Source organism: Psychrobacter immobilis (assembly GCF_904846225.1).
Classification (GTDB): Bacteria; Pseudomonadota; Gammaproteobacteria; order Pseudomonadales; family Moraxellaceae; genus Psychrobacter; species Psychrobacter immobilis_F.
Window position 1 is genome coordinate 1 of the sequence record NZ_CAJGZJ010000007.1, and the last position, 26,708, is coordinate 26,708.

A 26,708-nucleotide genomic window follows, 5' to 3' on the forward strand; every position below is an offset into this window, starting at 1 on the left:
CTGAATAGGTCATGGATTCTTCTGCTACTTCGCTTATTTTAAAAGCATTGTATCTTATTTATAAAAGACTGACTATAACTACGAGTAGCTTTTTTTTTAAAACTGGCTAAACTAATAAATAAATGTTCATTAGATTTTCGAAATATATGAATAAAGGGATAAGTATGAAGTTTAAAAATCACAACACAGAAATCGACGAAACAAATCCATTCAAAAATGATTGGTTGAAACGGCAAGAATTTAGCAATCAGTTGACTAATATTATTAAAAATAATAGTGAAGAGAGCTTTGTAATTGGACTCAGTGCCCAATGGGGAGAAGGGAAGACCACATTTGTTAAGATGTGGCAAAAGCAAATGGAGAATGCAGGTATTAACTGTATTTATTTTGATGCTTTCGAATATGATTACATGGAAAATGTATTTTTATCTATTGCGATAGAAATATACAACTTTGCTAAAAATAAAGATCTTGCATTGTCAACAAATTATCTTGAAGAATCAAAAAGTGTTTTCAGCCACTTACAATCTATCAAGATGAATACTTCACCTATAATACTTGAGTCACAACTCTTCGATAAGCCAGATGAAGTTAATAAAAACACAGTTGCTGATGATATTGAAGATAATTTAAACTATTTACTAAACAATGCATTTAATCAGGCTATCAATCATAAAGAAGTTTTTACAAGCTTTAAAAAATCACTATCTATACTTGCTTCAAGCACATCATCTAAGAATTTGCCATTAATAATCATAATTGACGAGCTTGATAGGTGCAAACCTAACTATGCTGTAGAAGTGTTGGAAAAAATAAAGCATTTATTTCTCGTAGATAATGTGGTTTTTGTCTTATCAATGCATCATGAGCAACTAGAAGAGTCAATAAAAAAAGTTTATGGTTCAAATCTTGATGCTCATACTTACCTTCAAAAATTTATAGATTATCCTACAAGATTACCAAAGGCCAATTTTTCATTAGACAGAAGTACAGGTGATTATCTTCGCAATCAAATAAATTTTTTGAAATTCAGGGAATTTGATAGCTCACCTTATGTTTTTCGTCTATTTGCAATATTATCTAATTATTACGATCTATCACACCGACAAATAAATAAGGCTCTTTACACTTTTAAGATGTTCATTGACTCACAAGATATAAATTTTGGCATCGAGTTTCAAAAAGCATGTTTATATATCTTTGTAAGTATTCTTAAAGTTGCAAATAATGAGCTGATCCAGAAAATAAGAACGAATAGTGTGTCCATGAAGGATATGAATAATGAACTAGGCAGCTTATATTCTAAAGATCATAGTGACGTAGTTACTAGTCTAAAATTATACATTGAGCTTTGTTTTCAGAATTTTGAGTATTTTCAAAATACTCATGAGCAAAGAGAAATTGATTTCTTTAGGGTATTCAAATTATCAAGAGAAGAGAACTTAGTGCTTAAAAATACTTTGGCTAGTTTGGAGTCATTCGAAAGTTATTGATCTAGATAAATCAAAATGTATTATAGATTCTGGACTAGCTGCATTAGAGCAGGGACAGAAGCACCTATAATTGAAGCTACTGTACTGTTATTAAGTAAGTCTCTTAATCTACTTTTAGCTTCTGCATCATTACTTTCCTCAATCTGATTTATGAGGGTTTTCAAGTCGATGTTAATATCATTATTATTCTGAGTATTATCGTTACCAAGTTGTTGATTTCCACCTGTAATGCTTCCGATCTTAATATTCATACTGCTATTTTCCTTAATGTTCATAATTGCTGTTTCCAGAGTGTCGGTAAACTCTTGCATTTCACTCAATGAGCTATTTGAAGTATTCTGGTTAGATAAGTTTAAGTTAAAACTTTTAATAACATCAATATTATAGGAATGTTTTTTCAGTAAAGGTAAGTGGCCATTTACAAAGGTTGTAAAGTCGCTTATAGATTTTCGAAGTGTTTCAGAGCTTCTATTGTTCTGAGACATATTATATAGTTTGATGCTAGCATTAAGGTTTGCAAGTGTGCTTAACCATTCTGACTTGTACGACATATAAAACCTTTATAGTGTTAAAGCTATAATTGATATTAATTTACAGTTTCTCGTAAACCTCTTTATATTTTGTTTATCGAAATTTAATGATATATGTTTTATGGTCACAATTTATATTTAGCTATAAGTTAAGTTTGAGTTGTTAATGAGCTAATAGTATTCTGTTAAGCTATATTAAAGTAGCAAAATTTAATGTTTGAGTCTACTAATATGTAGAGCATTACAATTTAGTCAAACCTTCTCAGTCAACAACTTAACGCCCAGTCCCATAAATACCACGCCGCTGATTTTGTTTAATATTATTTCAACAGATGGGTTCTCTCGTAGGCTGGCACTGAATTTTGATGCCAATAATGCCAAACACGAGCACCATATCAAGCCCGTAGTGGCAAAGGTTAATCCCAATATTAAAAATGAGAGCATGCCGTAAGCGTAGCTAGCGTCAATAAATTGTGGAAAGAATGCGAGGAAGAATAGGGCAAATTTTGGATTGAATACATTGGTCAACACTCCTTGCTTATAGATTTGCCAGCCATCGACATCCTTTTGGCTAGAGACGCCCTGACCTTTGGATAAACGGTTTGCGATTGAGTTCGAGTTTTTGCTCGTTAGCATTTTAAAGCCTAAATAACACAAGTAAGCAGCACCAATATATTTGACGATCATAAATGCGATAGGGGAGCTGGCGAGCAATACTGATAATCCTAGCGATGCCAATAAAGTATGAATTAAACTACCCGAGGTGATACCCAAAACAGAATAAAGCCCTGCTGTTTGCCCTTGTGAGATACTACGAGTAATAATGTACATGGTATCCGAGCCTGGTGTGAGGTTGAGTAAAATAGCAGCGAAGACAAATCCCAGATAATTTTCAATACCGAACATAATCAACCACCTCTTTTAATAGCGCTAAAACTCATCATTTGTAGTATGTGAGTACAGGTTATGAGATTTCCCATAATATTGATATTAGCGAGTATTAAATGGATTGGCAATAAGTCCAATAGCGATGAAGCGGTATAAACAGAGTTAAAAAGTAACAGACATAAAAAAGCCCAGTCACCATATGATGGCTGGGCTTTTCTTTATTCAACGTCAGTATTTTACCAATTTTTCTTTTGCTGTCTTAGCGCACATTATCACTTCGTGTGACAAGCGGCTTGTCTAAACGGTACTTTGCTGCTGCACTTTTAGCACCAGCAATACTAGCGATAAAGGTTAACAAGGCACTGATTAACCAAAACAGACCAGTATACAAAGCTGCTTTACGTGCAATATCTTCAGCTTGTTGGAGTTTCTCTTCAGCAAGCTGTTTTGACTCTGCAATCGCTTGTTCTGTTTTTGCTTTATATTCGTCAAATGACTGTTCAACTTCTGTACGAACTTCGATGGCTTGAGCTTCTGTTAGCCCTTCTTGTTGCAGACGAGTGATTAGCTCAGGACCTGCTAACGTCTCTTCAATAGATGCCATACGCTGTTTGGTATAGTCATCAATATTGCGCCATGTGTTGATATCAGTGAAGTCCATGTCAGCAACTTCAGTTTTAGTACTGCTAAGCATGTCTTTAATCACACGACTGGTAGCAGCGATTTGTTGCTCATTTAGATCTTCTGTATTTTTTGCCATCATCATTTGGATATTTTCTTCGGTAATATCGCCTGATACGCTCTGATAAATTTCTTTCGCTTTTTGTTGTAAGCCATCATTTTCTGAGGCTGAACCAACAGCAGCTGCACCAGCACCCGCTGTTTTAGCTACTGTACTGACAGTAGAGCCTGCAGCTTTACCTGCTGTGGCTAAAATACCAGTCGCACTGCTTAACGTAAAAAACGTCGTTAACAATACGATTAACGCAGCAGTCAGCATACCCGTGAGCGTAGCATCTTTTGGATCAATGTCTGTACCATCACCAAACAGAGCTTCAGGTGCCGAAAATTTAATCGCAAAATAGCCTGCGACAAAAGCACTGACAATCGCCGTAATGGCGGTATAAATACCAGCGCCAATGCTGGTTCCCTTCAAGTCAAAAGGCAGAAATGAGCTGAGTACCAAGGCAAGCGCAATCATTGCCATAACTACGATCAGCCCCATTACAAGACCTGCGAGCACACCACTCCAAGAGGGACGGCGCTGGGGATTATAAGTAGATAACATAAGCATTCCTTTTCAAATTTCAATAGTTTTATGAAAACGTATAATTTTTACTATCACCATGACAGTGTTGACATGAGAATTTACGCTCACTGTATATTGTCGACAGTGAATATAAGGACATAGTAAGGAAAAGGACATCGCATTCATAATGCTATTGAGTAGAAAAATACGATGATTCTGTATAGGAGTGTTAATCCGAGTGACAAAATCAGGAATATGTAATCAACTGTAAAATAATTAGGCTAAACTATTAATATTACTAAGGATTTTCGGAGATAAGCAATAGGTAATTGTTTATAGCGAGAGCTTAAGATAATGAAATAGAGAACTAACAGACATAAAAAAGCCCAGTCACCGTATGATGACTGAGCTTTTTTATTGTTCGCTTATTAGTCTTATCTCATGCTGAGCAAAAGGGCTAATAAGTGACGCCGAATAGTGGCGTCCCCAGGGGGATTCGAACCCCCGTTACCGCCGTGAAAGGGCAGTGTCCTAGGCCTCTAGACGATGGGGACGCATAGATTGTCATAACCAATGGTTATAACGGTACCTCACAATATCAGAGCGCTTATCTATTAATAATAGAGCAAGCCTTGCCTAGGTGCTGATATCGTCCTACTAGCGAGTATTTATGTTAAAGTTTCAGTAAACTGAGCTTTGCAATAAATAGTATGGTGGAGCTAAACGGAGTCGAACCGTTGACCCCTTGCATGCCATGCAAGTGCTCTACCAACTGAGCTATAGCCCCTCGCTAAGAGTGTGCGTATTTTATGTAAGAGCAGCAGTCTTGTCAACCGCTATTTTAAAAATAATTCATAAATAAGCAAAAAAATCTGTTCAAAGCGGTTTTATTGAGGTTATAAGTGCGACTTAACGTGGATTTTGCTTGATGGAGATATCTTTAATCGCTTTGTCCGTAAAAAACTCTGCTTCCGTACTATCCGCAAAGACAACCGCGCAACATTCAGTAGGAATGTATTGACCGCCATTTTGGCGTACGGTTTTTATGCCTTTAAAGCCAACAATGTCAGACTCATTTATTTGATCTAAATTCTGCTTTGTATAACTTAAATGTGTTTTATATATCCATTTCAAATCTTCGAAGTCTTGACCTGTTGACAGGATAAGTTTTGCGTCATAAAGCTCTTTTACGACTGCATCATAGTATTTTTACGCTTCTTTTAACGTCGAAAAAACATAATCTTTGCTTTCTATTGTGACGGTTTTGCCTGCCATATTTGTTTCCCATTGAGACGTTAGATAAAATAAAAGTAGTAACACTTATGAACAATAAAAAAAGGATCAGTAATAGCCTGACCCTTTTTTACATCATAAACTCTTTACTAATGGACTATTCAGAAGCCGCTAAAAAATCCGGCAATTCTGCCGCTTGTTTTTCAAGTTTTTTGAGTTTCTTTTTGCCAAGACCGCCCAATACATCAACCGCATGACGCAAGCGTGTTAGCGTCATATCAGCACCGATAATCTCCATAGAGTTCATGACTGGTGTCGATGAAGTGCTACCAGCGATAGCGATAAAGAACGGTGCCATAAAGTCACGCATTTTGATATCAAGATGCGCTGCAAGACCTTTTAGGGTGGCGTAGATGTTTTCTTCTGACCATGTAGGCAATACTTCTAGTTGCCATAATGACAGCTGAAGCATTTCGATGATTTGTTCAGGCATCAATGATTTATGGGTAAAGCTTTCAGCAGTGATATCAGGCAGGTTCTGGAAATAAAAGCCGCCCCAATTAACCGCATCAGACAATAGCTCGATACGTGGCTGAATCGCGGCTGCGATAGCCGTTAACTTGTCGCTATTACTTGCCCAGTCTAGAATTTTATTTTTTAGCTCTTCAGGCGTGAGGGCGCGTAGCCATTCGGCATTGAGCCAATTGAGTTTTTCGATGTCAAAGATAGGGCCGCCGAGCGACACACGTTGAATATCGAAGCTCGCGATCATCTCTTCTAACGTGAACTTTTCGGCGTCACTAGGCATTGAGTAGCCCATACGACCAAGATAGTTGAGCAGGGCTTCAGGCAATACGCCTGCATCACGGTAGTAGGTGATAGACGTTGGATTTTTACGTTTAGACAACTTTGATTTGTCAGGATTACGCAGTAGCGGCATGTGGCACAGGACTGGCATCTCCCAACCGAAGTAGTCATACAGCAGCTGATGTTTGGGCGCAGAGTTCAACCATTCTTCACCGCGCATGACGTGACTGATGTCCATCAAGTGGTCATCGACGACGTTGGCTAAATGATACGTTGGCATGCCATCAGTTTTTAGCAGCACTTGCATATCGACTTGTGTCCAAGGAATCTCAACGGTACCGCGTAGCATGTCCTGTACCTGACAGACGCCTTCGGTGGGTACACGCATACGAATCACATGGGGTTTGCCCTCAGCGACCAATTGTGCGGTTGTCTCTGGGGCTAAATGCGCGCAGCGACCGTCGTAGCGCGGGGTTTCACCGTTTGCCATTTGCTCAGCACGCATAGCATCCAGCTCTTCGCTGGTACAAAAACAGCGGAACGCATGATCGCTATCGATCAGTTGCTCAGCGTGTTTTTTATAAATATCACTACGCTCGCTTTGACGATAAGGCGCGTGCGGGCCGCCAACATCTGGGCCCTCGCTCCAATCAAGACCCACCCAACGCAGCGCATCCAAAATCATTTTTTCAGATTGCTCAGTGGAGCGAGTTTGGTCAGTGTCTTCAATACGCAAAATAAATTCGCCGCCGTGGGCCTTAGCAAATGCTAGGTTAAATAGGGCAATATAAGCCGTTCCTACATGAGGAAAGCCAGTAGGCGATGGCGCAATGCGAGTGCGGACAGGTCGATTGCTACTAGCAGGCGTCGTAGGGTTCGTCGATGATTGGGTCGAGGTTTGTATCATAGAAATCTCAGAATATGGTGGTGAATGAAAATGACAGCAAAAAATAGCCATAAAAAATACGAATGAAAAATATAACTAAAAATACGAGTGAAACAATAGAAGTCAAATTTGAAAAATAGCGTAAAATATAGCGCTAGTATAACAGAGAGATGTGATATTTTTAATGAAAAGCCCTTCTAGTGCTTGACTACCCGTGTATCCTTGCGATAATACGGCTAGGCAAATCATAACTTGTTTATTTTTATCTGATTTTTTACTATTACTGGCCAAAATGGTCGTCATCTACTGAGTTATTTGTGTCACTATCAAAATCCAAGCCAAAATCCAAGCCAAATTCTTCTTCAACCACTGATAATGTTGAGTCATTGACGAGTTCGTCTTCTGTAGAAAGCAGTGCTGTTCAAGACCTCGCCACGTCTGATGCATTGAGCTTCGTACATGATGCCGTTCTCTTGCCAGAAACAGTCGCAGCGGTGTTGGGCGTCAAATCCTTGCCAAATAAAAAAGACGCATCGAAAGAGCAAAATAGCTTACAAATGAGCGGCATTTATGTGGATGCGACTTTTGGTCGCGGCGGTCACAGTCGTTTATTGTTAAGTCAGCTGGCTGATGATGCGCAGCTGATTGTCTTTGACAAAGACCCGACGGCCATTACCGTAGCGCACGAATTGGCAAATAGTGATAGTCGTGTAAAAGTGATTCATGATAGTTTTGCGACGTTGACGACCAGTCTAGCAGCGCTTGGCATCACTCAAATTGATGGTTTAATGGCAGATCTAGGTATTTCGTCACCACAGATTGATGATGGCAGTCGTGGTTTTAGCTTCATGCGTGATGGGGCGGTTGATATGCGTATGGATACCAGTCGCGGTCAGTCGGTTGCCGAATGGCTTGCCAAAGTCGATGATGAAACCTTGGCCAATGTGCTTTATGAATTTGGTGAAGAGCGTCACAGTCGCCGTATTGCGCGCGCTATCAAGCAGATGGACAGTTTTGAGTCCACGCTTGAGCTGGCGGAAGTGATTAAAGTGGCCCATCCTAATTGGCAGCGCGGCAAACATCCAGCGACGCAAAGCTTTCAGGCCATGCGTATTTTTATTAACAATGAGCTTGGCGATGTTGATGACTTTTTAGAACAAAGTATCCCGATTCTAAAATCAGGTGGACAGCTGGCGGTGATTAGCTTTCACTCGTTAGAAGATCGCCGTATCAAACAGTTTTTGCAGCGTCATAGTAAAGGGCAATATCCAGAAGATGAGAATTTGCCGATGCCGCCGAAGCGTCCGCGCTACTTTAGTAAGCCTAAACGTGTTGGCCCAAGTAAAGCTGAAACGAGCCACAACCCACGCTCGCGTAGTGCGTGGCTGCGTAGTGCGACACGTACTGATTGTGATTATCTACCCAACGTTGGGCAATGAGCCACACATGAGTTGATAGAGTTAATATTGGGTCAGTCTTCTGTTGATTAGATGCGACCAAATGTTTTAATGATTACGCTACTGTTAAAAAGCTGTAAATATTATCTGCTAGGCTCGGCAATTACTTCTGTGTTTGGTTTTATTCTTATCGATAATGCTGCTGGCTGATGAGATTTTCATCACTCATAAACCGTTGTCGTTTTTTATATTTTGAAGTTCACTTTTTTGAGATCGTGATGGCAATATCTGATAAACCTGCAAACCGCCGTGCCGCAATGCCCCATAATGCTGATGTTGGCGAACTATTTGTGCGCCGATTTAATGTGGTCAGTATTTATGTGGCCGTATTATTGTTATTGGCCGCAGCTATTGTATGGAGTGGTATCAAAACTGCCGAAAGCGTTCAGCAATATCATCAGGATTATAAAGCCTTGCAAGACATGAAAAAACAAGAGCGTAAGTTACAAATTGAACACCAGCGTTTGTTAATTGAGCAGCAGACGTTTAGTGCCACGCCGCAAATTGCCAGTCGTGCCGTTGCTGAATTGGGTATGTTTTCGCCAACCCTAGAAGACAAGCTGATTATCCAGCCGGGAGTGGCCGGAGTAGTAGCACCTATTGCTACTAGTGGCTCAGATGCTGTTGCTGCCAATGATTCAGATATTATCGAAACAGACGTTTATGAAGCAGATGCTGATAGTAATGCCTCTTCTACCGCCGATTCCGACTTATCGGAGGCAGGACAATGAGCGATAAAAAATCCAACGCCAATAGCGATAAGCCCGCCAAAAACCCGAGTAAAAAACCAGCCAGTGGCAAGGTAACAAAACCTTTGCGCCGTGCCAGTGTCGCAAAATCTGGACAAACGAGCAGCAAATCGGGCAATAACGCAACCGATAGCCGCAAGGCCAAGTTATTTAGTCGCCTAAAAAAGAGCGAAGAACAGGGCGCTGATACCAGTGCCAAAAATGCAAAAAGTAAAAGAGGGTTTTTGGGCAAAGCGTCTGGTGCGTCATCTCGTGGCGGCTTTGAGCAGGACAAAAATCGCTTTCGTCTGATTTGGGTCATTGCGCTGGTTGTATTGGGCTTGCTTATAGCACGTGCTTACTATTTACAGGTCGCTAACTCTCAGTTTTATCGAGACAAAGGCGATGAGCTTATCACCAGCGTGCGCACGCAGAAATCCTATCGTGGCATGATTACCGATCGCAATGATTTGCCACTGGCTGTCAGTGCGCCACTGGCGACGGTTACTTTTAGTCCGCATGATTATGCACGTGAGTATTACGAGCTTAAGCGTATTATCATTACCAATCCTGATAGTCCACAATTGGTCGCGCGTATGCAAAAGCGTTTGGACAATATGGACTTAACACAGCTGGCGGCGGCGGCCAATATTCCGGTCGATGAGCTAAAAAAAGTAACCGCTATCGATCCTAGTGTCGATGTCACTAATGAAGAGGCGGTCAAAGCGGCCTTACCAAAGGGTGCAGGCTCGCATTATTTGCCACTTTTAAACAAAGTAACACCAGAGATTGCTCAAAGTGTCAGCTCGCTTGATTTTCCGGGCGTTTACGAGAAAAACTTCTTTCAGCGTTATTATCCGCAGCCGCAACCAAACTCGCAGTTATTGGGCTTTATGGGACAAAGTTCTGTCGATCCCGAAGGCGGCTACGAGGGGCGTGCTGGTATCGAACGTCAGTATGACAAAGAGTTGGCGGGCGATGATGGTAAGGTTTTGGTACTTAAAGATGCCAAGCAAAATAGCCTCAAAGAAATTAAGCAAATTGAACCTGAGATTGCGGGCAAAGATGTGGCGTTGACCATTGATTCGCGTTTGCAGTATTTGCTTTATAAAGAGCTAGAAAAAGCCGGACGTTTGCAAAAAGCGCGTTGGTCTACGGGTATGATCGTCGATGTGCAAACTGGTGAGGTGCTAGCTTTATCGACATGGCCGTCATTTAATTCCAATAACTTGAATGAGATGACTGGCGAAAATCAGCGTAACCGTGCGCTTCTTGATGTGTTTGAACCGGGTTCAGTGATGAAACCATTTACCGTTGCCACGGCCTTAGATTCAGGTAAGTATACGCCCACTTCTTTGATTGATACCAGTCCCGGCTCTATCCGCGTTCGTGGTTATACCATCCGTGACCATAACAATCTAGGACGGATTAACTTGGCGACATTGTTACAGAAATCGAGTAACGTGGCTTCAACCAAGATTGCGCTATCGCTACCACCTGACGCGATTACCAATATGCAAAGACAGTTTGGCTTTGGCAAAAAAACACCGTTACAGTTCCCAGGGGAAGGTAGTGGACTGATTGTCACGCCAAAAGAAAAAGAGACCGCAAGACGTGCGACGGTCAGTTATGGCTATGGCCTACAAGTGACCCTCGCACAAATAGCGCAGGCTTATTCAGCGCTGGCAGCAGGCGGTGTCATGCATCCGTTAACGCTCATTAAAGGTGACAAAACGAAGCCAAGCAAGCGTATCATGGCACATGAGCAAGCGATGTCTATCGTTCAAATGCTGGAAGGTGTCACCGAAGCAGGTGGTACGGCTAAAGCCGCTGCTATCGATGGTTATCGCGTCGCTGGTAAAACAGGAACGTCGCGCCGTATCAATCCAAAGGGTGGCTACTATTCTGACCAGTACCGTAACGTTTTTGCTGGTATGGCACCTGCCTCAAATCCAAGGCTGGTTGGTGTAATGCTAATCGAAGACCCACGTGGTCAAATGTATGCTGGTTTAACGGTAGCACCTGTCTTTCACAACGTCATGAAAGAGGCGCTACGTCTGTATAATGTGCCTTTGGATAAACCGTTGAAAACCGAAGCCCAGTAGCCATTGATATCAGTTTTTAAGTTTATAGCCATTCACTATTTGATTTGTTTAACTGTTTAGGATTTGCTAATGACCATGTCACCCTCATCGCTAAGCCGCGTTACTGTCACTTTGCAACAGCTGATGGAGGCCAGTGGCAGTAATAGACATAGTCTACAGCAAGCATTAACAGCGATGATCACGGCGTATAGTCAGAACGCATCAGCTGATGCTGATTTTGAGTCAAGTCAAATAAATTCGGTTGCCAATATCCCGTTTCATCAGTTCTGTTTGGACAGTCGTCAGTTAGCGACAAACGACGTATTTGTTTTATTAAAAAGCCAAACATCCGACTGTCAAAAAAGCCGAGACTATCTTTATCAAGCGGCTAACCATGCAGCTTTTATCCTATCAGAAATCGATCCTGTGGCTTTGCTCACAACGGCTGATGCGCCATCTCATACCAATATTACTAGTACTGACAGTCCGCAGTCTTTCGCTCAGCAGCAACTCTCCGCATTGTCTTGTCCCATCTTATATGTACCCAATATCCGTGATTTTTTAGGTGATTTATGCCAAGCGCGCCTGCAATATCAGCAGCCAGCGAAATTGCCAACGGTCGTGGCAGTGACAGGCACCAATGGCAAAACCACCATCAGTCAATTGGTTGCGCAATTAACGCAATTAACTGGAATGAGCAGTGCTGTGATGGGTACAGCAGGCAATGGCAAGCTTGGTGCTTTGGTTCAAGCCAGCCACACCACGGGCGACGCGTTAGCTGTACAGCAGTTTTTATATCAAATGGGTTTTGATGGCGCTGAGCTGTTAGCTCTAGAGGCGAGTTCGCACGGTTTGTATCAGCAGCGTTTGCAGGGCATGCCAGTGTCGGTTGCGATTTATACCAACTTGAGCCGTGATCATTTAGATTATCATGCCGATATGGCAGAGTACGCGGCGGCCAAAGCCAAACTGTTTGATAAAGCACATTTTCCAGATTTGACCCACGCTATTATTAATATCGACGACGAATATGCACAAGTTATGCTGGATATGGCGCACGGCAGTGATTTAACCGTATGGACATACAGTTTAGACGCATCCAAGACGGCGACCTTCGTCGCCGCTGACATCAAACCAAGCTTACAAGATGTCGAGATTGCTCTGCGTTATGACTTTAGTAGTACGGATTTTGGTCATACAGACGTCGCTGAAAAGAAAAGTGGCACCATCAATATCATCAGTCCATTATTGGGACGCTTTAACGTGGCGAATTTGCTCGCGGCGATGGCGGCTTCTGTCGCACTTGGCTCTGACATTGACCACGATATTGAGCAGATTGCCGCCGTTGTTCCAGAGCTACAAGGCGCTGTTGGGCGTATGCAGCGCGTGCCCTCTAACGATGGTTGTTTTATCGTTGATTATGCTCACACGCCTGATGCTTTAAGTCAGGTGCTGGCCAGTCTCAAAACCCATTGTAAGGGTCAGTTATGGGCGGTATTTGGTTGCGGCGGTGACCGTGATGCTGGCAAGCGTCCGTTGATGGCACAAGCAGGTTTGGCGGGTGCAGACCAAGTCGTATTAACAGCGGACAACCCTCGTACCGAAGATCCCAATATGATTTTGCAGGATATGCAAGCGGGCATGAGTGCTGAGCAATATCAGCGCACTCATATAGAACCTGCGCGCCAACGCGCTATTGAGTACGCTGTCAATCAAGCAGCGGCCGATGACATCGTCGTTATCGCTGGCAAAGGACATGAGACTTATCAGGAAATTAACCATATACGTTATGATTTTGATGACAGTGTTATCTTACAAAACGCCCTCAAGCAAGCGGGACGAGTATAAATAATAGCGGTTATAAGCCGTTTTTATTTTCCCAAAACCTCTAAATATAAGAAATAAGTAGTCATCATATAAGGTAATTATTATGACAGCGGACAACGATAACGCCACCCAGTCTCAAGGGCTGTATGTGTGGCAAGTAGATAATTTGCTCACAGCGACAAAGACACTGAATGGGCATTGGCAGCTACCAGAAGCGCAGACAAGCGAAGAGCAGTCAGAGCTAGCAAAAAACGCGGTGATTAGTAATCGCATTGCCACTGATACGCGCACCATAAAAACCGGTGATATCTTTTTGGCGTTAAGTGGTGACAATTTTGATGGCCATGATTATATCAATCTGGCGGCATCGAAAGGCGCAGTTGCTGCGATCGTTTCTCGTCCTATTTCTACGAGTATTCCGCAGTTGGTCGTGAGCGATGCCCGTTTGGCGCTTGGGCAATTGGCCGCTTATCGCCGTCAACAGCATAAAGATTTGACCGTGATTGCGATTACGGGCTCTAGCGGTAAGACCACTTGTAAAGAGATGCTCGGTAGCATCTTTGGTCGACTGGCACCAACATTGATTACCCGTGGCAATCTAAATAATGACTTGGGTGTGCCGATGATGATTCTTGAGCTATCGGACCATCATCGTTATGCCATCTTAGAGTTGGGTGCCAATCACATTGGTGAGATTGCTTATACGACTGAGATTGTAGAGCCTGATGTGGCTTGTATCTTAAATATTGGTACGGCTCATTTGGGTGAATTTGGTAGTCGTGAAGGTATTTGCCAAACCAAGGCGGAGATTTATCATACCTTGACGGATGCACAATTTGCCATTGTTCCTGACAAAGACGATTTTACCAATCAGTTACGCCGTATCGCTGAAACCCACACCTCGCATGTGATTGGTTTTGGCAATACAGACGTGAGTGCGAGCCACTTGGATGTAGAGCCTGAACGCAGTGAGTTTAAGCTGCATATTGGCAACCAAATTCATGATATCAAGTTGCCGCTAGCAGGTGAGCATAATGTCAATAATGCGTTGGCTGCTGCTGCTTGTGCGTATGCGCTCAATATTGATGTGACTGACATCGTCGTTGGGCTAGAAAATGCACGTCCCGCTAAAGGTCGTTTGAACAGTCAGCTACTTGGTCGGCACCGCTTGATTGATGACACTTATAACGCCAACCCGCATTCGGTGCGCGCTGCTGCAAAAGTATTGGCAGCGCAAACGGGCACACAAATCATGGTGTTGGGAGATATTGGTGAGCTTGGTACGGCCGCAGTGAGTGAACATCAGAGCTTGGGTCGTACTATCGCGACCACGGGCATTGATGTACTGCTTTGTGTTGGTGAATATGCGCCTTATACCGTTGCTGGTGCCCAAGAGATCTCTGGTATCAATGCTCATGCATTCGCTGATAAAGATAGCTTATTACAGTATTTACAACCGTATTTGCAGACGCAGCAGTCTCAGACTTGTACTGTGTTGTTCAAAGGCTCTCGTTCCATGCAGATGGAAACACTTATTCATGCGCTAGTAGAGGAGTAGGCGGTGTTAGTTTGGTTGTTCGGCTGGCTTGGTCAGTATTATACCCCGTTTTCTGCGGTTTCTTCGTTGACGCTCCGAGCGTTGCTCGCGGTTGTTACCGCCCTTGCTTTCAGTATGATTTTTGGCGGGCGTGTCATTCGGCATCTACGAACGCTCAAGTATGGTCAGGCCATTCGTAGTGATGGCCCGCAATCGCATTTGGTCAAAACTGGCACACCAACGATGGGTGGGGTGTTGATTTTGAGCGCGATTGGCGTATCAACGCTACTTTGGGCGCGTTTGAATAATCCTTATGTGTGGATTTTGCTCATTGTCATGATTGTATTTGGCGCCGTAGGTTGGGCAGATGATTGGCTCAAGATTAAATATAAAGATCCCAAAGGTTTAATTGCCCGCAAAAAGTATTTTTGGTTATCGATAGGGGCGTTATTCGTTGGCGTTTCTTTGTATTATATTGCCACGATCCAGCCAAACGTCGCGACCACGCGTGAAATGCAAGATTTGTTATTACCTATTTTCAAGGACTGGATGATTCCGTTCTCCGCAGTGCCCTTTGGTATTGGTTTTATTATCTTTACGTATTTTGTGATTAATGGCGCATCCAACGCTGTCAATTTAACAGATGGTTTGGATGGTTTGGCTATTTTGCCAGTGGTATTAGTCGCTGCAGGTTTGGGTGCCATGGCTTATGTATCTGGTGACGTGCGTTTTGCGGATTATTTGCATGTGCCTTATATTGCTTACAACTCGGAAGTCCTGATTGTCTGTGGCTCGATGATTGGTGCAGGACTGGGTTTCTTATGGTTTAACGCCCATCCTGCGCAAGTATTTATGGGTGATGTCGGTGCGCTGGCATTGGGTGCGATGCTGGGTACAATCGCAGTCATGACACGACAAGAGATTGCATTTGCCATTATGGGTGGTCTGTTTGTCGCTGAAGCGCTGTCAGTAATGCTGCAAGTGGGTTCTTATAAGCTTCGCAAAAAACGCGTTTTTCGTATGGCACCGCTACATCATCACTTTGAAGAAATCGGCTGGAAAGAAACACAAGTGGTGGCAAGGTTTTGGATTATTGCCATCATTCTTGTGATTCTTGGATTAATGACACTCAAACTGCGTTAACAGTCGTTTTGATTGATAGTGAACTGATATTTATGTTATCAATAAAAAAGCCATCTCATTTATGATTGAGGTGGCTTTTTTATTGCTCCTCTTTTATTACTCACTACAGCTGAACTTTGCTAAAATACTCGCCATATTGCGATAACCTTGAGATGCCTGTGTCCTTATTTGTTTGCCCACTTTGCCAGTCTCCATTACAGCCAGCCACTGATACGTGGCGCTGTGATGGCAGCTTAAACCCTAAACAGACCGCACATCCTTTTGATGTAGCGCGGCAAGGTTATGTCAATCTGTTGCCAGTACAACAAAAAAAATCGAAAGCACCAGGCGATAGCCAAGCAGCTATTGAGGCGCGAAAGCGGTTTTTGCATGCGGGACATTATGAAAAGTTACAAAGGTTAATCAGTCAGCAAATGCGGCAGTTACTGGCACAAGATGAGTCAGTAGCGGCGCAAAATAATAAGCCTGTCAATTGGCTGGATATCGGTTGCGGTGAGGGATATTACACGCAGGCGATGGCACAAATGGGTTCAAGTGGTATAGATAACTTAATCGCGGCTGACATTAGTAAGCCTGCCTTGGTCGAATTGGCCAAAGTGAGTAAAGCAGCAGGTAGGCTTTGGTATCAACAAAACAAAGAGCCGTCTGTCCAGACAACCGCCATCTACCCGCTCGTAACAAGCGCCGCGCATCTGCCGCTACGCGCCCATAGCATGACGGGTATCAGTAGTATTTTTAGTCCCATTTTGCCAAAAGCTTTTGCTGAGGTATTGGCTGATAATAGCTATTTACTCATTGCCAAACCTGATATCGGGCATTTAGCGACCATGCGTGACGCCTTATTTGATAACGTTCGCGAACATGATTCGGATAAGTTTTTGCAAGAATTATCACCTTATTTTACGCTGATGAACACATATCGTGTCAGTAGCGAGATGTCCTTAACAGCGGATGATTTGGCTGATTTAATGACTATGACGCCTTATGCTTATCGTGCTAAAATTGAGAAAAGACAAGCGTTACTGGCAGTCGTTGAAAAAGAGGAATTTAATACGGAGGCAAAATTTGTGGTGTATATTTTGCAAAAAACGTCTGACTTGCAAGACGCTTCAACACATTTATCATAGCAGCGGCTATTCGCAATATAACCATGTTTGCCTGGCTGACAGCCTCAAAAATATTAGGTGGCTCAGCCCCGCGTTTTCATAAAATTTAAAGCATTCAATGGTATAAGCGTTACGCCAGTTACGTTTTGCTAGCATAAATCGCTTAGACATCACGATTGACTCTGTGTCATTATTCGATTTGAAATTAATCTCTCATTGAGATTGTCCGCTTAAACATCATTTAAATGAATAAATAGTCTTCAGACAACTGGAGCATTTCAGGATCTTATTATGAAAAAATTATCAACATTGAAAAAGTCTCTTGTGATGGCACTAAGTGTCGTCAGTATCAGTTTTGCAACCGTTGCCGTTAGCCAAGCGGCTATTAATGAGGTTGAGGCGGTATCGCAAAGTAAAGTTAGCCTAGAGCAAGCGCTGAACCTTGCTAATAAAATGGTCAAAGGCGATATTATCAGTGCAGACTTTGACCAAGAAGATCGCATAGAAAACAGCCATTACGATATCAAAATCATTACTAACAATAATGAGCAAGAAGTAAGCGTTAATGCCAATACAGGCAAAGTCTCAAAAGGGGACACAGAGCGTTTAGATAAAGAGGACTTGGCAGAATATAAGGCCATGAAACAAGCAAAAGTGAGTTTGTCTCAAGCCATAAAAAAAGCAAACCAAACGCTCAAAGGAAAAGTGCTTGAAGTAGAATTTGATATGGATTTTGGCAAACCTGTCTACAAAGTTGAAGTTGGTAAAGGCAATCAGGTTCATAAAGTAGTGATTGATAGCATGACTGGTAAGATTACGCGCAGTCAGGTGAGTGACGTTGATCGTGATGATTAATCGCTAATACCTTATTTAATTACTAATACACTAACAGCATATAGCCTCAAATATTAAAAAGCTCTACATATTAAAAAGCCCCAAACTACTTTAGCCAGTGGTTTGGGGCTTTTTAATAGCCCGTCTCAATAGAAAATTATGGGCATCTAACGTGGTTTTATATTTTTAGATTAAAAGCCATTGTCAGCTGACGAATAACTGAGATTAGGCACATCTCATCAAGGTAATGACATAACTACTTACTAGTAAAAGCTATCGTTTTAGTACCGTTAGTAGAGGGCTGACTGAGCGTTACCTTGCTAGCTAAGATATCGCCTTTAGCATTAACTTTATAGCATTCTGCTGATGTGCCCTCAGGGTCGTCGCTGAGTAACAGATTTTTTGACGTCTCTATACAGAACCATGCGGTGTTATTGGTATCTCGCGTCAAAGACCAGTCTTGATTATAGGTACCTATTTTTTTACGCATACTACTGTCAGCGTATACGTTTTCGGTGATTAACTTACTAGATTCACCAACCGTTGCCATCTTTGGAATAGTGGTCGTTTGGTTCGATAGGGAGTATTCACCTGTGCTGTCCGTAAAGCCGTGGAATACTAATGGGTTTAAGGTGAAGTAATTGATAGCGACCGACTGACCAGCGATTTGGTTATTTACCTTATTGATCGTATTTATTTCGGTGCCTTGGACAGATTTATTATTGAATCGCATAGTGCCTTTAGGCGTGACTTGAATGTCGGCCGATACGCTTTGATTGCCCACCATAGCCACCAATTTTTGGCTACGTTCTTTGGTATAAATATTGAGCATGGTAGCTTCGATAGGATACTGAGTCACCATGTTATTTTGGTTGGTATTACCTGTCGTCCCACTATTCATACCACTGGCACAAGCGCTTAAACCCAGCCCTGCCACAATACACAAGCCTAATGTTTTCATAGATTGATCCCTGAGTTTTTTAATTGAATGCTATCCATAGCTACTATAATCGAATTTTTAAGCAATGGCATCTGCCAATCACTATAGACCTTGCTATCATTACATCACTATAACAACCAGTAATTTCCCAGCGCTTTAATGAACCACAAATATCGGACATCTACATTAATAAAGGCGATATCAGTAAAGTGTAGTGGCATAAAAAATAGCGCCCATATTAGGCGCTATTTTTTGAAGAAGAAATTAATTAGTTGCTGGCTGGTAAACGCGACCTTACATCAAAGTTAAGTCTTAGCCATGCAACGCCCTTCTAATAATTAGCTTTGATTTGCGCTTCAAAAAACTTGGTGGCAACATCATTATATAGATTACAGTAAACCTCTTCAATTTCAGGGTCAAGATTGAATTTCTCTTGAACTCCTTTTTGATTGTAGAGTGCGTCGTAAATCAAACCGTTGTATCTTACAGCGGCAATGATATTACCATCTTCGTCGGTATATCTAGCAGCTGGTAGTTCGTTATTGAGTCCAATATTTTCTTGAATGAGATTGGTGACGGTATTATTTTTTCTCTCATTAGCAATCCACTGCTCGATTGTCATGCTACCTTCATCATCGTCATTATCAAAAGTATAAAAGTCTTGCTCAGGTGTCTCTAAAATAATGTAGCACTGAGAGCCACTAGGGAAAGTAGCGTTAAAGCCATTAGGGAAATAATCTAAATCAGTGGCGATGCCTGTTTTAGCATTGCGTGGTTGCTTACCTACACCAGTAAGGTCAAGCGTCACAATGTTGTAAGTAGAGTTAATAGAGGCATTGTCTGACTGAACTCTTAGCTTAAATGTATCGCTATCAATAAAGCTGATTTTATAGAACTTACTATCGAACTTTTCAGGAACAGCAGCAAACACATTTTTGCCGATAAAGTATTCTAAATCAAGATCGTCGCTTCTACTATCTTGATAAGCAGTAGGTGAGCTTCCTACAACAGTAGAGATTGTTTGTACCAAGCCGTTATTGCTAAGTCTATAAGCAAGCTTACCCCAAGCCTCTTCATATTTATCATTAGACATGTCAGTAAAAGGATCAAAAGTTGCATAGTTCAACTCATTATTGACAATAGGGCCATCATTGTTGCCATTATCCGTGCCTGAGTCGTCATCGCCGCACCCTGTCAGTATTAAGGTACTTGCCAATACTATTCCTGTATAAAGCTTATTCATTTTCATATTGTTACCTTTAGTTAGATTGTAGTAATAATATGAGCATAGACAAAATTAGATGCTATTGCAAAACAAATATTTAGTATTAACAGTAAAGAGACAGTAGTATCGAGTTTTTATCGATATCCGTCTCCTATTTCAATAAAGGCGATATCAATATGGGTGGATTGGTTTAGTAAAACACAATTGCATAAAACGATTTCTATACTTTTAAGCACGGATATCAATAAAGTCATAATCAAATAACAACAAGTTAAAAGCGCAAATCATAAAGTCTATCTTTTAGTTTTGATGCGGTAAATTCTAAAAAAATCTTCATTTTTTGTGGCAAATACTTCCGAGTCTTGTGAAGCAAATGTATGGGTATTTCATCAGGTTCAAACTCATTTAATATGACTTTAAGATCGCCTTTATCTATCGCTGCTTTCACTTGGTAATGTAATTGTTGCGTGATGCCCACACCCTTTATAGCAGCCTGCACCGCTGAATCACTATCATTAACCGTCAGTCTTGGCAACATATCTATATGAGCGGTTAAACCAGAATCAGGGAACTTATAACGCCAATGCGAAGTAGTCATTGCTGTATCTAATGAGATGCAAGAGTGTTGCGTCAAATCATGAGGTGATTCAACGCTATGATGTTCAGATAAAAACGGTTGGCTTGCACATGTCACGATGCGCATACTGCCTACTTGAGTCGCTATCATCGTGCTATCTGGCAACTTGCCTATTCTAATTGCCATATCTACGTCATCTTCGAAAAGATTAATATTTCTATCCGATAATAAAAGCTGCACGTTTATATTGGAATACAGAGATAAAAACTCAATAATAATTGGCAGCACGTACAATCTACCAAACATAACGGGCGCGGTTATCACCAACTCTCCTCTTGGTTCTAAATACTCTCCTTTTACCTGACTTTCTGCCTCTTCAATCTGCTCCAATATTCGCTTACAGGCTTCTATATAATCGCTTCCAGCATCTGTCAAAGACAACTTTCTGGTGGTTCTATGCAATAAACGAACACCCAGCTGATTTTCAAGTTCAGATATTTTTCTGCTTAACGTTGGCAGTGGCACGTTCAAGATTTTGCTCGCGGCAGAAAAACTACCAACCTCCGCCACTTTGATTAACATAGACATTGCTTGCAACCGATCCATCACTGTCTCATTTATTGAAAATATCATTATCGAATTTACAGTATTATCTTTTAAATAACAAAGTGCCATACTGATCCTGTTAAAATCAATGGGAGAAATATCTTATGAATACCTTATCTCAGGCAAATTCACAGATTGCGATTGCCTACGATCATGTGGGCATCAGAGTCAGTAATAGACAAGAAGCGCTGACATTTTATGAGCGTCTTGGATTCAAAGAAACCTATCGCATACCTGAAGGCGAGGCCAATGAAATGGTCACATCAGCTGGCGTACGAATCAATCTTATTTTTAATGGCGCAAAGACAAAAAACCAAAAAAACCTGTTACTTGACGAACCGATTAAAAGACCAGGCATGACTCATCCAGCCTTTATTATTCATGACATAACGGCATTTCAAAGCTGGCTAGTTAAAGAAGGAATAGAAGTCACAGAAGGCCCTAAAAAACTCGGTCCAAGAAGGATTGCTTTATTCATCCGTGATCCTGATGGCAACGTACTTGAATTCAACCAACTACTCTCTGAGGAACAAAACCATGAAACTATATAATTTAGATCTATCGGGAAACTGTTATAAGGTAAGGCTATTTGCCTCGTTTATCGATATTCCTTTGACGATTGTGCCTGTTGATTTTATGAACGGTGAACAAAAAACAGATGCATTTCTCCAATTAAATCCTTGGGGAGAAATTCCTGTTTTAGAAGATGGTGATGTTTTATTAAGAGATTCACAAGCTATATTGGTCTATTTGGCCAATAAGTATGGCGGTGAAGCATGGTGGCCGAGCGAAGCACACTTGCAAGCAGATGTGATGCAGTGGTTATCTACCGCCTCTAATGAGATCAAACATGGTGTCGGTGCAGCACGTTTGATTAAAAAATTCGGTTTGGACAGTGATTGGACGCAAGCCTCAGAGCATGCACATAAAACACTAACCTTGATAGACAATCACCTTGGTGAACATCACTGGCTAGCTGCCAGCCGTCCTACTATTGCTGACTGTGCCGTTTATCCCTACATCTCAATTGCACATGAAGGCGATATTGACATAAACAGCTATAGCAATATTCAGTCATGGATGACTCGCCTACAACAACTACCGAACTATATATCTATGCCTGGTAACTGATTTTGCTCGCCTAGGGATAAAAGCTAATATTAGGCGCTATTGATAGTGCGTCAATAACGTAGTGATGAAAAATATTGGGTAGGCGATTTACCTAAGGATTTTTTGAACATGGTGATGAATGCATTAACAGAGTCATATCCCAAAATGCCAGCACGTTTTGCACAGATTGCCACTCTGCCAGCTTGCTCAGTGCAATCATCAGATGCAGCTGCTGACGCCAGCGTCCGAAGCTCAGTCCCGTATCGCTTTTCACGAGTCTGGCCAGTGATCGTTCGCTTGCTTGTAAGCTGCTTTGCCCATTGGCGCAGTGTGGTACGGCGGCGTGCCTTAGTATCATGGTCGAATGTTCAAGCACCCCCTAAGGTAAAACTTAAATTTATTAGCGTGGCGAAACCTCATCTGAACGGCTTTGTGTCCATAATAATGTATAAAGTTGAATCATCTCTTCTAAGCTTGGGATTCGAGGATTATTATTAGGCGATCCTGAGGCGAATGCCTGTTCACACATAGTATTGATCAATTCATCAAAATCGGTTTTTTGAACACCAAATTGTGACAATGTCGGCACTTTGAGTTCGTTATTAAGATTTTTTAGATACGTAATCAAATTGATATTGGCTTGGCCGTCTGTTTCGCTGAATTCAGCAACGCCTAAAGCACGCGCACAGTCTGCATAACGATCAGGCATACTGGATATACCAAACTCAGTAATCGTTGGCAATAACATCGCATTGGATAAACCATGTGGTACGTGAAAAAAAGCGCCAATGGGTCGACTCATGCCATGCACCAAGGCGACAGATGAATTGCAAAATGCAATGCCAGCTAAGGTAGAACCTAACATCATGGCTTCACGGGCTGCCTCGTCTTCACCATTATGATAAGCAGTTTGTAAATTTGGCCCAATCAAACGTAATGCTGCTAAAGCTTGTTGATCACTATAAGCATTACGTTTTTGACTAACATAAGCCTCAATGGCATGAGTCATTGCATCGATACCCGTATCAGCAGTGGTTCGAGGCGGTACACTCATCGTGAGGCTATAATCAATAATCGCTGCAACTGGCATAAATCCCATACCAACACACAATAATTTTTCGTTATTTGTCTCATCAGTAATAATAGTAAATTTGGTCACCTCTGACCCTGTTCCTGCGGTAGTAGGAATGGCAATAATAGGTAAACCTGCTTCATTGACTTGACGCGGAAACTTATAGTCGTTAATAACGCCGCCAAACTTGCCTAAAATTGAAATGGCTTTTGCACTATCGATAGGGCTGCCCCCACCTAAGGCAATTAAGCCATCATAGTCTTGATGCTGTACTTGAAGCACTCCTGACTCGATAGAGCTTTCAGTCGGTTCGGGCATAGTATCTGAGAATACGTCAGCAATGATTTGAACGTCACGCAAAATGGCTTGTAATTTCTCTACATAGCCCAGTTTCACCATCATTTTATCGGTAATGATGAGTGGCTTTTTGATACCTAAGCTATCCAATATCGTTGGCAGCTTTTGACACGCATCGTGGCCGACCTCCATGATTCTTGGCAATAGAATACTATGTGACATATTTACCTATCCTTGTGTTAATCACTATGTGTTTAATACTTTGCTAAAACGAGCCCATGAATGTACCTAAGGTAATGACTGCTATGAAAGTTGATACGCTTAGAGATACGTAAAATGACACTGTGTCCATGATGAGCCAAGTGCGTTAGCAAGCCTAACGATGATCAGACGGTAATAAACTTATCGTATGCATTTCTTGTACTACATATAGAATTTAACTACTAATTTGGTATAACGAGATAACGCGTATTGTTATATTAAATTAGCAGGATGTTTTTGTAATAACAAGTCTCAGACGAACAAATATTATCATTGTTACTATCAATGATATTCGATGTCATATGTTTAAAAGGCTACGAAGCTATGATTCATATTAATACGGAGCTATGATTCATATTAAAAAGGAAGGACCGAATATTGAGTGGGTTTTGAAGATAATGGCGTTTTTATCAAAATCGTGAAAAGCAAAAAATTATAAGCAACTGCTTAGTAGGTGTCCTAAATTAGTTGACCACTATAACTACTGTATTTATCTGGACGAGAAGGGATGCATAGGATTGAACAAGGATGTTTCGGACAGCAGAAAATGATAAGCATAGACTGAAAGTCTTACTATTAAAGGTTTTAAGGGTTGTTTAGGATAGGATGGGACAGATATGGAAAACAGGGAATAACTAAGATTGGCGGTGAAGGAGGGATTCGAACCCTCGATACGCTATTAACGCATACACACTTTCCAGGCGTGCGGTTTCAGCCACTCACCCACTTCACCATTTTTAGACGGCTCAGTATAGCGGATACGAATTAAAATGTCACGACCTGTACCTTATCTTTATTTATTTATAAACGCCTGCTACGATAGCGTATACATAACGACAAGCATAGATGGTTGAAAGTTGAATGATAAGTTTTAGCAGGATTCAATACAGTCTTAAAAATATCATAATAATGATAGCGATGACTGTCATAAGTAGCACCTCGGCAAATGCTGATGACTTTACCCAGTGTAGCCAGTCTTTTTATGGTGGTATCTACCCTGAATTTACAAACGCTAAATTAAGTAATAACACGCAAGCATTATGCATGGAAGGTTTTGCGATTATGTATTCGGGTGTGTCGCGTACACCGCTATGGTCGGCAGAATACTTGGATCGCAAACGTTTACAACAAGCCAAGCAGATAGACCGTGAGGACAGCTTTCATGAAGAAAGCAGACTACCAAAATCAGCGCGCGCTTCCTTGTCCGACTATTCAGGCTCTGGTTATGATCGCGGGCACATAGCGCCCAATGGTGATATGGCAACGCGCAGCCAGCAGTATGACAGCTTTAGTTTGGCCAACATTGCCCCGCAGTCACCACGTAATAATCGCTATATTTGGCGCAATATTGAATCGGCGACGCGCTACCTAACCCAGCAGTATGGTGAAGTTTATGCCGTTACGGGCGTGGCATTTACAGGTAAAAAAACCAAGCAACTGGCAGATCGAGTGCTCGTACCCAGTCATTTTTTCAAAGCCGTTTATATCCCAGCGATCAATCAAGCGGGTGTTTATTACGCACCAAATGATGAATCAGAACGCATAGATATCATCAGTGTTGATGCGTTAGCGGCCGAAATTGGTATTGATGTTTTACCTGTGTTGGATGCCAAAGCCAAAACACAGGCATTTGATTTACCGCTAAAGGCAGGTGAGAGTTCAGAGATACCGGATGCGCCGACAGAAGAACCTGATTGGATGGTATTTGTTTGGGCGATTTTTGAATGGTTAATGACGCAACTAAAAGCATAAAATCCTAATAGGTAAAATTATAAATGCAGTTAAAAGCGCTCAATTTGGGAAGTTACGTACGATGCTATCAATAAAAAGGATGACCAAATGATTGAACCATTTGCCAATAATCACCAAAGCATGCAGATAGGTGAACTTGTCATTGAGAACCAAGAAGACAAAATAATTATCTATGGTGATATCGAAATTACGCTAGACGAAGCAGGATATCAGCAAGCCCAGCAATTACAGATGTTGGCAACCAAAATTACACAAGCTTTTGAAACTCATAGCCTGTACAGTAACAATGAAGCCAAGTCAAAAGAAAAGGATGACCAATCGGGTAAGGATATCGACAATCCTTTCCTGTAACTCTTTGATATAGTTTTATTTTTGTAGAAATAGCAAAGTGCAAAAAAATTACTAGGCAAAGTCTAAAAATTGCTTATAATGAATTAAGACATCGCTTATGTTGCTCAAGTCTTTAAACAAAATCTTATAAGCAATTGTAGTAATAGCTTTCTAGATAGCACAAGAGCGCGTTGCTTGTAACAAGAGATTCTAGCAAAGGATAAGCGTAGAACATCAGAAACATAATGTTTCGAGTAATCATTGTATGAAGGGAGTCAATCTATGAAATTATTTACGAGAGCCACTTTAGCCGTTGTCGGTATCAGTGTAGCCAGTATGGCATTCGCCGCTGATCCATTAGCCAATACGACTTGGCAGACGTTTGATGAAGGTCAGCCAAAAGGCGTGGTGAAAATCACTGAGTCCAACGGCGTGCTAACCGGTAAGCTTATTAGTACTGCTACCGAAAAAGGCAAAAAATATGTCGGTATGACCATTATCAAAGGTTTGAAAGCGGATGGTGGTGGTAAGTACAGTGGTGGTACGATCACTGATCCTGAAAAAGGTAAAGACTATCGTATGACTGCCAACCTAAGTGGTAATACATTCAAGTTAAAAGGCTATATCGGTCCATTCTCACGTAGTCAAGAATGGAAAAAGAAATAAGTTTATCTTTTATTTTTAGCTTTATGATGAAAAAAAATCCCGCATTACCGAAAGGTTTTGCGGGATTTTT

Annotated in this window: 24 protein-coding genes and 3 tRNA genes; 14 read left to right on the forward strand and 13 right to left on the reverse strand. The window is 41.6% G+C overall.

The features are described 5' to 3' along the window. Nucleotides 1-164: 164 nt before the first annotated feature. The gene (locus tag JMX48_RS06695; protein WP_201535871.1) at nt 165-1,493 is read left to right on the forward strand and encodes a P-loop NTPase fold protein; all 1,329 of its coding nucleotides are present in this window, start codon (nt 165-167) and stop codon (nt 1,491-1,493) included. A gap of 20 nt (nt 1,494-1,513) precedes the next feature. Here JMX48_RS06695 and JMX48_RS06700 read toward each other — a convergent pair whose 3' ends face one another. From JMX48_RS06700 to gltX, 7 genes are all read right to left on the reverse strand, one after another. Further along, the gene (locus JMX48_RS06700; protein WP_201535873.1) at nt 1,514-2,044 is read right to left on the reverse strand and encodes a hypothetical protein; all 531 of its coding nucleotides are present in this window, start codon (nt 2,042-2,044) and stop codon (nt 1,514-1,516) included. Between the two features lie 231 nt (nt 2,045-2,275). Beyond that, entirely contained in the window at nt 2,276-2,929 is a 654-nt protein-coding gene (locus tag JMX48_RS06705; RefSeq protein ID WP_201535875.1) for a LysE family translocator, read from the reverse strand. Between the two features lie 241 nt (nt 2,930-3,170). Next, nucleotides 3,171-4,199: a hypothetical protein gene (locus JMX48_RS06710; protein WP_201535878.1), complete on the reverse strand. Its 1,029-nt coding sequence runs from the start codon at nt 4,197-4,199 to the stop codon at nt 3,171-3,173. Between the two features lie 439 nt (nt 4,200-4,638). Beyond that, a tRNA-Glu gene (locus tag JMX48_RS06715) sits at nt 4,639-4,714 on the reverse strand. Between the two features lie 157 nt (nt 4,715-4,871). Continuing rightward, a tRNA-Ala gene (locus tag JMX48_RS06720) sits at nt 4,872-4,947 on the reverse strand. 122 nt (nt 4,948-5,069) lie between these two features. Continuing rightward, a complete protein-coding gene (locus JMX48_RS14075; protein WP_227687937.1) occupies nt 5,070-5,294 on the reverse strand; it encodes a hypothetical protein in 225 nt (74 codons plus the stop codon). A 256-nt stretch (nt 5,295-5,550) separates the two neighbouring features. After that, the gene (gene gltX, locus JMX48_RS06730; protein ID WP_201535881.1) at nt 5,551-7,107 is read right to left on the reverse strand and encodes a glutamate--tRNA ligase; all 1,557 of its coding nucleotides are present in this window, start codon (nt 7,105-7,107) and stop codon (nt 5,551-5,553) included. Between the two features lie 365 nt (nt 7,108-7,472). On the opposite strand from gltX, the gene rsmH reads away from it, so the two are divergent. From rsmH to JMX48_RS06770, 8 genes are all read left to right on the forward strand, one after another. After that, nucleotides 7,473-8,525 (forward strand): 16S rRNA (cytosine(1402)-N(4))-methyltransferase RsmH, encoded by a 1,053-nt coding sequence (rsmH, locus tag JMX48_RS06735; RefSeq protein WP_227687942.1) that lies wholly within the window; start codon nt 7,473-7,475, stop codon nt 8,523-8,525. A gap of 236 nt (nt 8,526-8,761) precedes the next feature. After that, nucleotides 8,762-9,274 (forward strand): cell division protein FtsL, encoded by a 513-nt coding sequence (locus tag JMX48_RS06740; protein WP_201535887.1) that lies wholly within the window; start codon nt 8,762-8,764, stop codon nt 9,272-9,274. Beyond that, nucleotides 9,271-11,376 (forward strand): peptidoglycan D,D-transpeptidase FtsI family protein, encoded by a 2,106-nt coding sequence (locus JMX48_RS06745; RefSeq protein WP_201535890.1) that lies wholly within the window; start codon nt 9,271-9,273, stop codon nt 11,374-11,376. The genes JMX48_RS06740 and JMX48_RS06745 overlap by 4 nt, the downstream gene beginning before the upstream one ends. Nucleotides 11,377-11,445: 69 nt before the next feature. Further along, a complete protein-coding gene (locus JMX48_RS06750) occupies nt 11,446-13,203 on the forward strand; it encodes a UDP-N-acetylmuramoyl-L-alanyl-D-glutamate--2,6-diaminopimelate ligase (RefSeq protein ID WP_201535893.1) in 1,758 nt (585 codons plus the stop codon). A gap of 82 nt (nt 13,204-13,285) precedes the next feature. Continuing rightward, nucleotides 13,286-14,740 (forward strand): UDP-N-acetylmuramoyl-tripeptide--D-alanyl-D-alanine ligase, encoded by a 1,455-nt coding sequence (locus JMX48_RS06755; RefSeq protein ID WP_201535896.1) that lies wholly within the window; start codon nt 13,286-13,288, stop codon nt 14,738-14,740. A gap of 3 nt (nt 14,741-14,743) precedes the next feature. After that, nucleotides 14,744-15,862 (forward strand): phospho-N-acetylmuramoyl-pentapeptide-transferase, encoded by a 1,119-nt coding sequence (gene mraY / locus JMX48_RS06760; RefSeq protein WP_201535898.1) that lies wholly within the window; start codon nt 14,744-14,746, stop codon nt 15,860-15,862. A 152-nt stretch (nt 15,863-16,014) separates the two neighbouring features. Further along, complete coding sequence (locus tag JMX48_RS06765) at nt 16,015-16,989, forward strand: putative RNA methyltransferase (protein ID WP_201535901.1); 975 nt, start codon at nt 16,015-16,017, stop codon at nt 16,987-16,989. Nucleotides 16,990-17,259: 270 nt separating this feature from the next. Continuing rightward, complete coding sequence (locus JMX48_RS06770) at nt 17,260-17,823, forward strand: PepSY domain-containing protein (RefSeq protein WP_201535903.1); 564 nt, start codon at nt 17,260-17,262, stop codon at nt 17,821-17,823. Nucleotides 17,824-18,058: 235 nt separating this feature from the next. On the opposite strand, the gene JMX48_RS06775 is transcribed toward JMX48_RS06770, so the two are convergent. The 3 genes from JMX48_RS06775 to JMX48_RS06785 form a co-directional block, all read right to left on the reverse strand. After that, nucleotides 18,059-18,763 (reverse strand): hypothetical protein, encoded by a 705-nt coding sequence (locus JMX48_RS06775; RefSeq protein WP_201535905.1) that lies wholly within the window; start codon nt 18,761-18,763, stop codon nt 18,059-18,061. A gap of 310 nt (nt 18,764-19,073) precedes the next feature. Next, nucleotides 19,074-19,991 (reverse strand): hypothetical protein, encoded by a 918-nt coding sequence (locus tag JMX48_RS06780; protein ID WP_201535907.1) that lies wholly within the window; start codon nt 19,989-19,991, stop codon nt 19,074-19,076. Nucleotides 19,992-20,238: 247 nt separating this feature from the next. Next, nucleotides 20,239-21,150, reverse strand: a complete 912-nt coding sequence (locus tag JMX48_RS06785; protein WP_201535909.1) for a LysR family transcriptional regulator — start codon at nt 21,148-21,150, stop codon at nt 20,239-20,241. A 104-nt stretch (nt 21,151-21,254) separates the two neighbouring features. Here JMX48_RS06785 and JMX48_RS06790 point away from each other — a divergent pair, with 104 nt between their 5' ends. Together JMX48_RS06790 and JMX48_RS06795 are read left to right on the forward strand one after the other, a co-directional pair. After that, on the forward strand, nt 21,255-21,701 hold the full coding sequence (locus JMX48_RS06790; RefSeq protein WP_201535910.1) for a VOC family protein: 447 nt from the start codon (nt 21,255-21,257) through the stop codon (nt 21,699-21,701). Then, nucleotides 21,688-22,281, forward strand: a complete 594-nt coding sequence (locus JMX48_RS06795) for a glutathione S-transferase family protein (protein WP_201535911.1) — start codon at nt 21,688-21,690, stop codon at nt 22,279-22,281. The genes JMX48_RS06790 and JMX48_RS06795 overlap by 14 nt, the downstream gene beginning before the upstream one ends. A 91-nt stretch (nt 22,282-22,372) precedes the next feature. Here JMX48_RS06795 and JMX48_RS06800 read toward each other — a convergent pair whose 3' ends face one another. From JMX48_RS06800 to JMX48_RS06810, 3 genes are all read right to left on the reverse strand, one after another. Beyond that, the gene (locus JMX48_RS06800) at nt 22,373-22,618 is read right to left on the reverse strand and encodes a hypothetical protein (protein ID WP_265088769.1); all 246 of its coding nucleotides are present in this window, start codon (nt 22,616-22,618) and stop codon (nt 22,373-22,375) included. A gap of 42 nt (nt 22,619-22,660) precedes the next feature. Further along, entirely contained in the window at nt 22,661-23,851 is a 1,191-nt protein-coding gene (locus JMX48_RS06805) for an iron-containing alcohol dehydrogenase (RefSeq protein WP_201535912.1), read from the reverse strand. Nucleotides 23,852-24,532: 681 nt separating this feature from the next. Continuing rightward, nucleotides 24,533-24,623 (reverse strand) — tRNA-Ser (locus tag JMX48_RS06810). Nucleotides 24,624-24,808: 185 nt separating this feature from the next. Between JMX48_RS06810 and JMX48_RS06815 the strand changes: the two genes are divergently transcribed. The 3 genes from JMX48_RS06815 (at nt 24,809) to JMX48_RS06825 (ending at nt 26,638) form a co-directional block, all read left to right on the forward strand. Then, a complete protein-coding gene (locus JMX48_RS06815; RefSeq protein ID WP_227687938.1) occupies nt 24,809-25,642 on the forward strand; it encodes a DNA/RNA non-specific endonuclease in 834 nt (277 codons plus the stop codon). 87 nt (nt 25,643-25,729) lie between these two features. After that, nucleotides 25,730-25,993 (forward strand): hypothetical protein, encoded by a 264-nt coding sequence (locus JMX48_RS06820; RefSeq protein WP_201535913.1) that lies wholly within the window; start codon nt 25,730-25,732, stop codon nt 25,991-25,993. Between the two features lie 261 nt (nt 25,994-26,254). Then, entirely contained in the window at nt 26,255-26,638 is a 384-nt protein-coding gene (locus JMX48_RS06825) for a DUF2147 domain-containing protein (RefSeq protein WP_201535914.1), read from the forward strand. Nucleotides 26,639-26,708 lie beyond the last annotated feature (70 nt).

Excerpts from the sequence above, each read along its gene's own strand:
- JMX48_RS06695 (WP_201535871.1), top strand. The coding sequence starts at position 165 with ATGAAGTTTAAAAATCACAACACAGAAATCGACGAAACAAATCCATTC.
- JMX48_RS06700 (WP_201535873.1), bottom strand. The coding sequence starts at position 2,044 with ATGTCGTACAAGTCAGAATGGTTAAGCACACTTGCAAACCTTAATGCT.
- JMX48_RS06705 (WP_201535875.1), bottom strand. The coding sequence starts at position 2,929 with ATGTTCGGTATTGAAAATTATCTGGGATTTGTCTTCGCTGCTATTTTA.
- JMX48_RS06710 (WP_201535878.1), bottom strand. The coding sequence starts at position 4,199 with ATGTTATCTACTTATAATCCCCAGCGCCGTCCCTCTTGGAGTGGTGTG.
- gltX (WP_201535881.1), bottom strand. The coding sequence starts at position 7,107 with ATGATACAAACCTCGACCCAATCATCGACGAACCCTACGACGCCTGCT.
- JMX48_RS06740 (WP_201535887.1), top strand. The coding sequence starts at position 8,762 with ATGGCAATATCTGATAAACCTGCAAACCGCCGTGCCGCAATGCCCCAT.
- JMX48_RS06745 (WP_201535890.1), top strand. The coding sequence starts at position 9,271 with ATGAGCGATAAAAAATCCAACGCCAATAGCGATAAGCCCGCCAAAAAC.
- JMX48_RS06750 (WP_201535893.1), top strand. The coding sequence starts at position 11,446 with ATGACCATGTCACCCTCATCGCTAAGCCGCGTTACTGTCACTTTGCAA.
- JMX48_RS06755 (WP_201535896.1), top strand. The coding sequence starts at position 13,286 with ATGACAGCGGACAACGATAACGCCACCCAGTCTCAAGGGCTGTATGTG.
- JMX48_RS06765 (WP_201535901.1), top strand. The coding sequence starts at position 16,015 with ATGCCTGTGTCCTTATTTGTTTGCCCACTTTGCCAGTCTCCATTACAG.
- JMX48_RS06770 (WP_201535903.1), top strand. The coding sequence starts at position 17,260 with ATGAAAAAATTATCAACATTGAAAAAGTCTCTTGTGATGGCACTAAGT.
- JMX48_RS06775 (WP_201535905.1), bottom strand. The coding sequence starts at position 18,763 with ATGAAAACATTAGGCTTGTGTATTGTGGCAGGGCTGGGTTTAAGCGCT.
- JMX48_RS06780 (WP_201535907.1), bottom strand. The coding sequence starts at position 19,991 with ATGAAAATGAATAAGCTTTATACAGGAATAGTATTGGCAAGTACCTTA.
- JMX48_RS06785 (WP_201535909.1), bottom strand. The coding sequence starts at position 21,150 with ATGGATCGGTTGCAAGCAATGTCTATGTTAATCAAAGTGGCGGAGGTT.
- JMX48_RS06790 (WP_201535910.1), top strand. The coding sequence starts at position 21,255 with ATGAATACCTTATCTCAGGCAAATTCACAGATTGCGATTGCCTACGAT.
- JMX48_RS06795 (WP_201535911.1), top strand. The coding sequence starts at position 21,688 with ATGAAACTATATAATTTAGATCTATCGGGAAACTGTTATAAGGTAAGG.
- JMX48_RS06800 (WP_265088769.1), bottom strand. The coding sequence starts at position 22,618 with ATGATACTAAGGCACGCCGCCGTACCACACTGCGCCAATGGGCAAAGC.
- JMX48_RS06805 (WP_201535912.1), bottom strand. The coding sequence starts at position 23,851 with ATGTCACATAGTATTCTATTGCCAAGAATCATGGAGGTCGGCCACGAT.
- JMX48_RS06815 (WP_227687938.1), top strand. The coding sequence starts at position 24,809 with ATGACTGTCATAAGTAGCACCTCGGCAAATGCTGATGACTTTACCCAG.
- JMX48_RS06820 (WP_201535913.1), top strand. The coding sequence starts at position 25,730 with ATGATTGAACCATTTGCCAATAATCACCAAAGCATGCAGATAGGTGAA.
- JMX48_RS06825 (WP_201535914.1), top strand. The coding sequence starts at position 26,255 with ATGAAATTATTTACGAGAGCCACTTTAGCCGTTGTCGGTATCAGTGTA.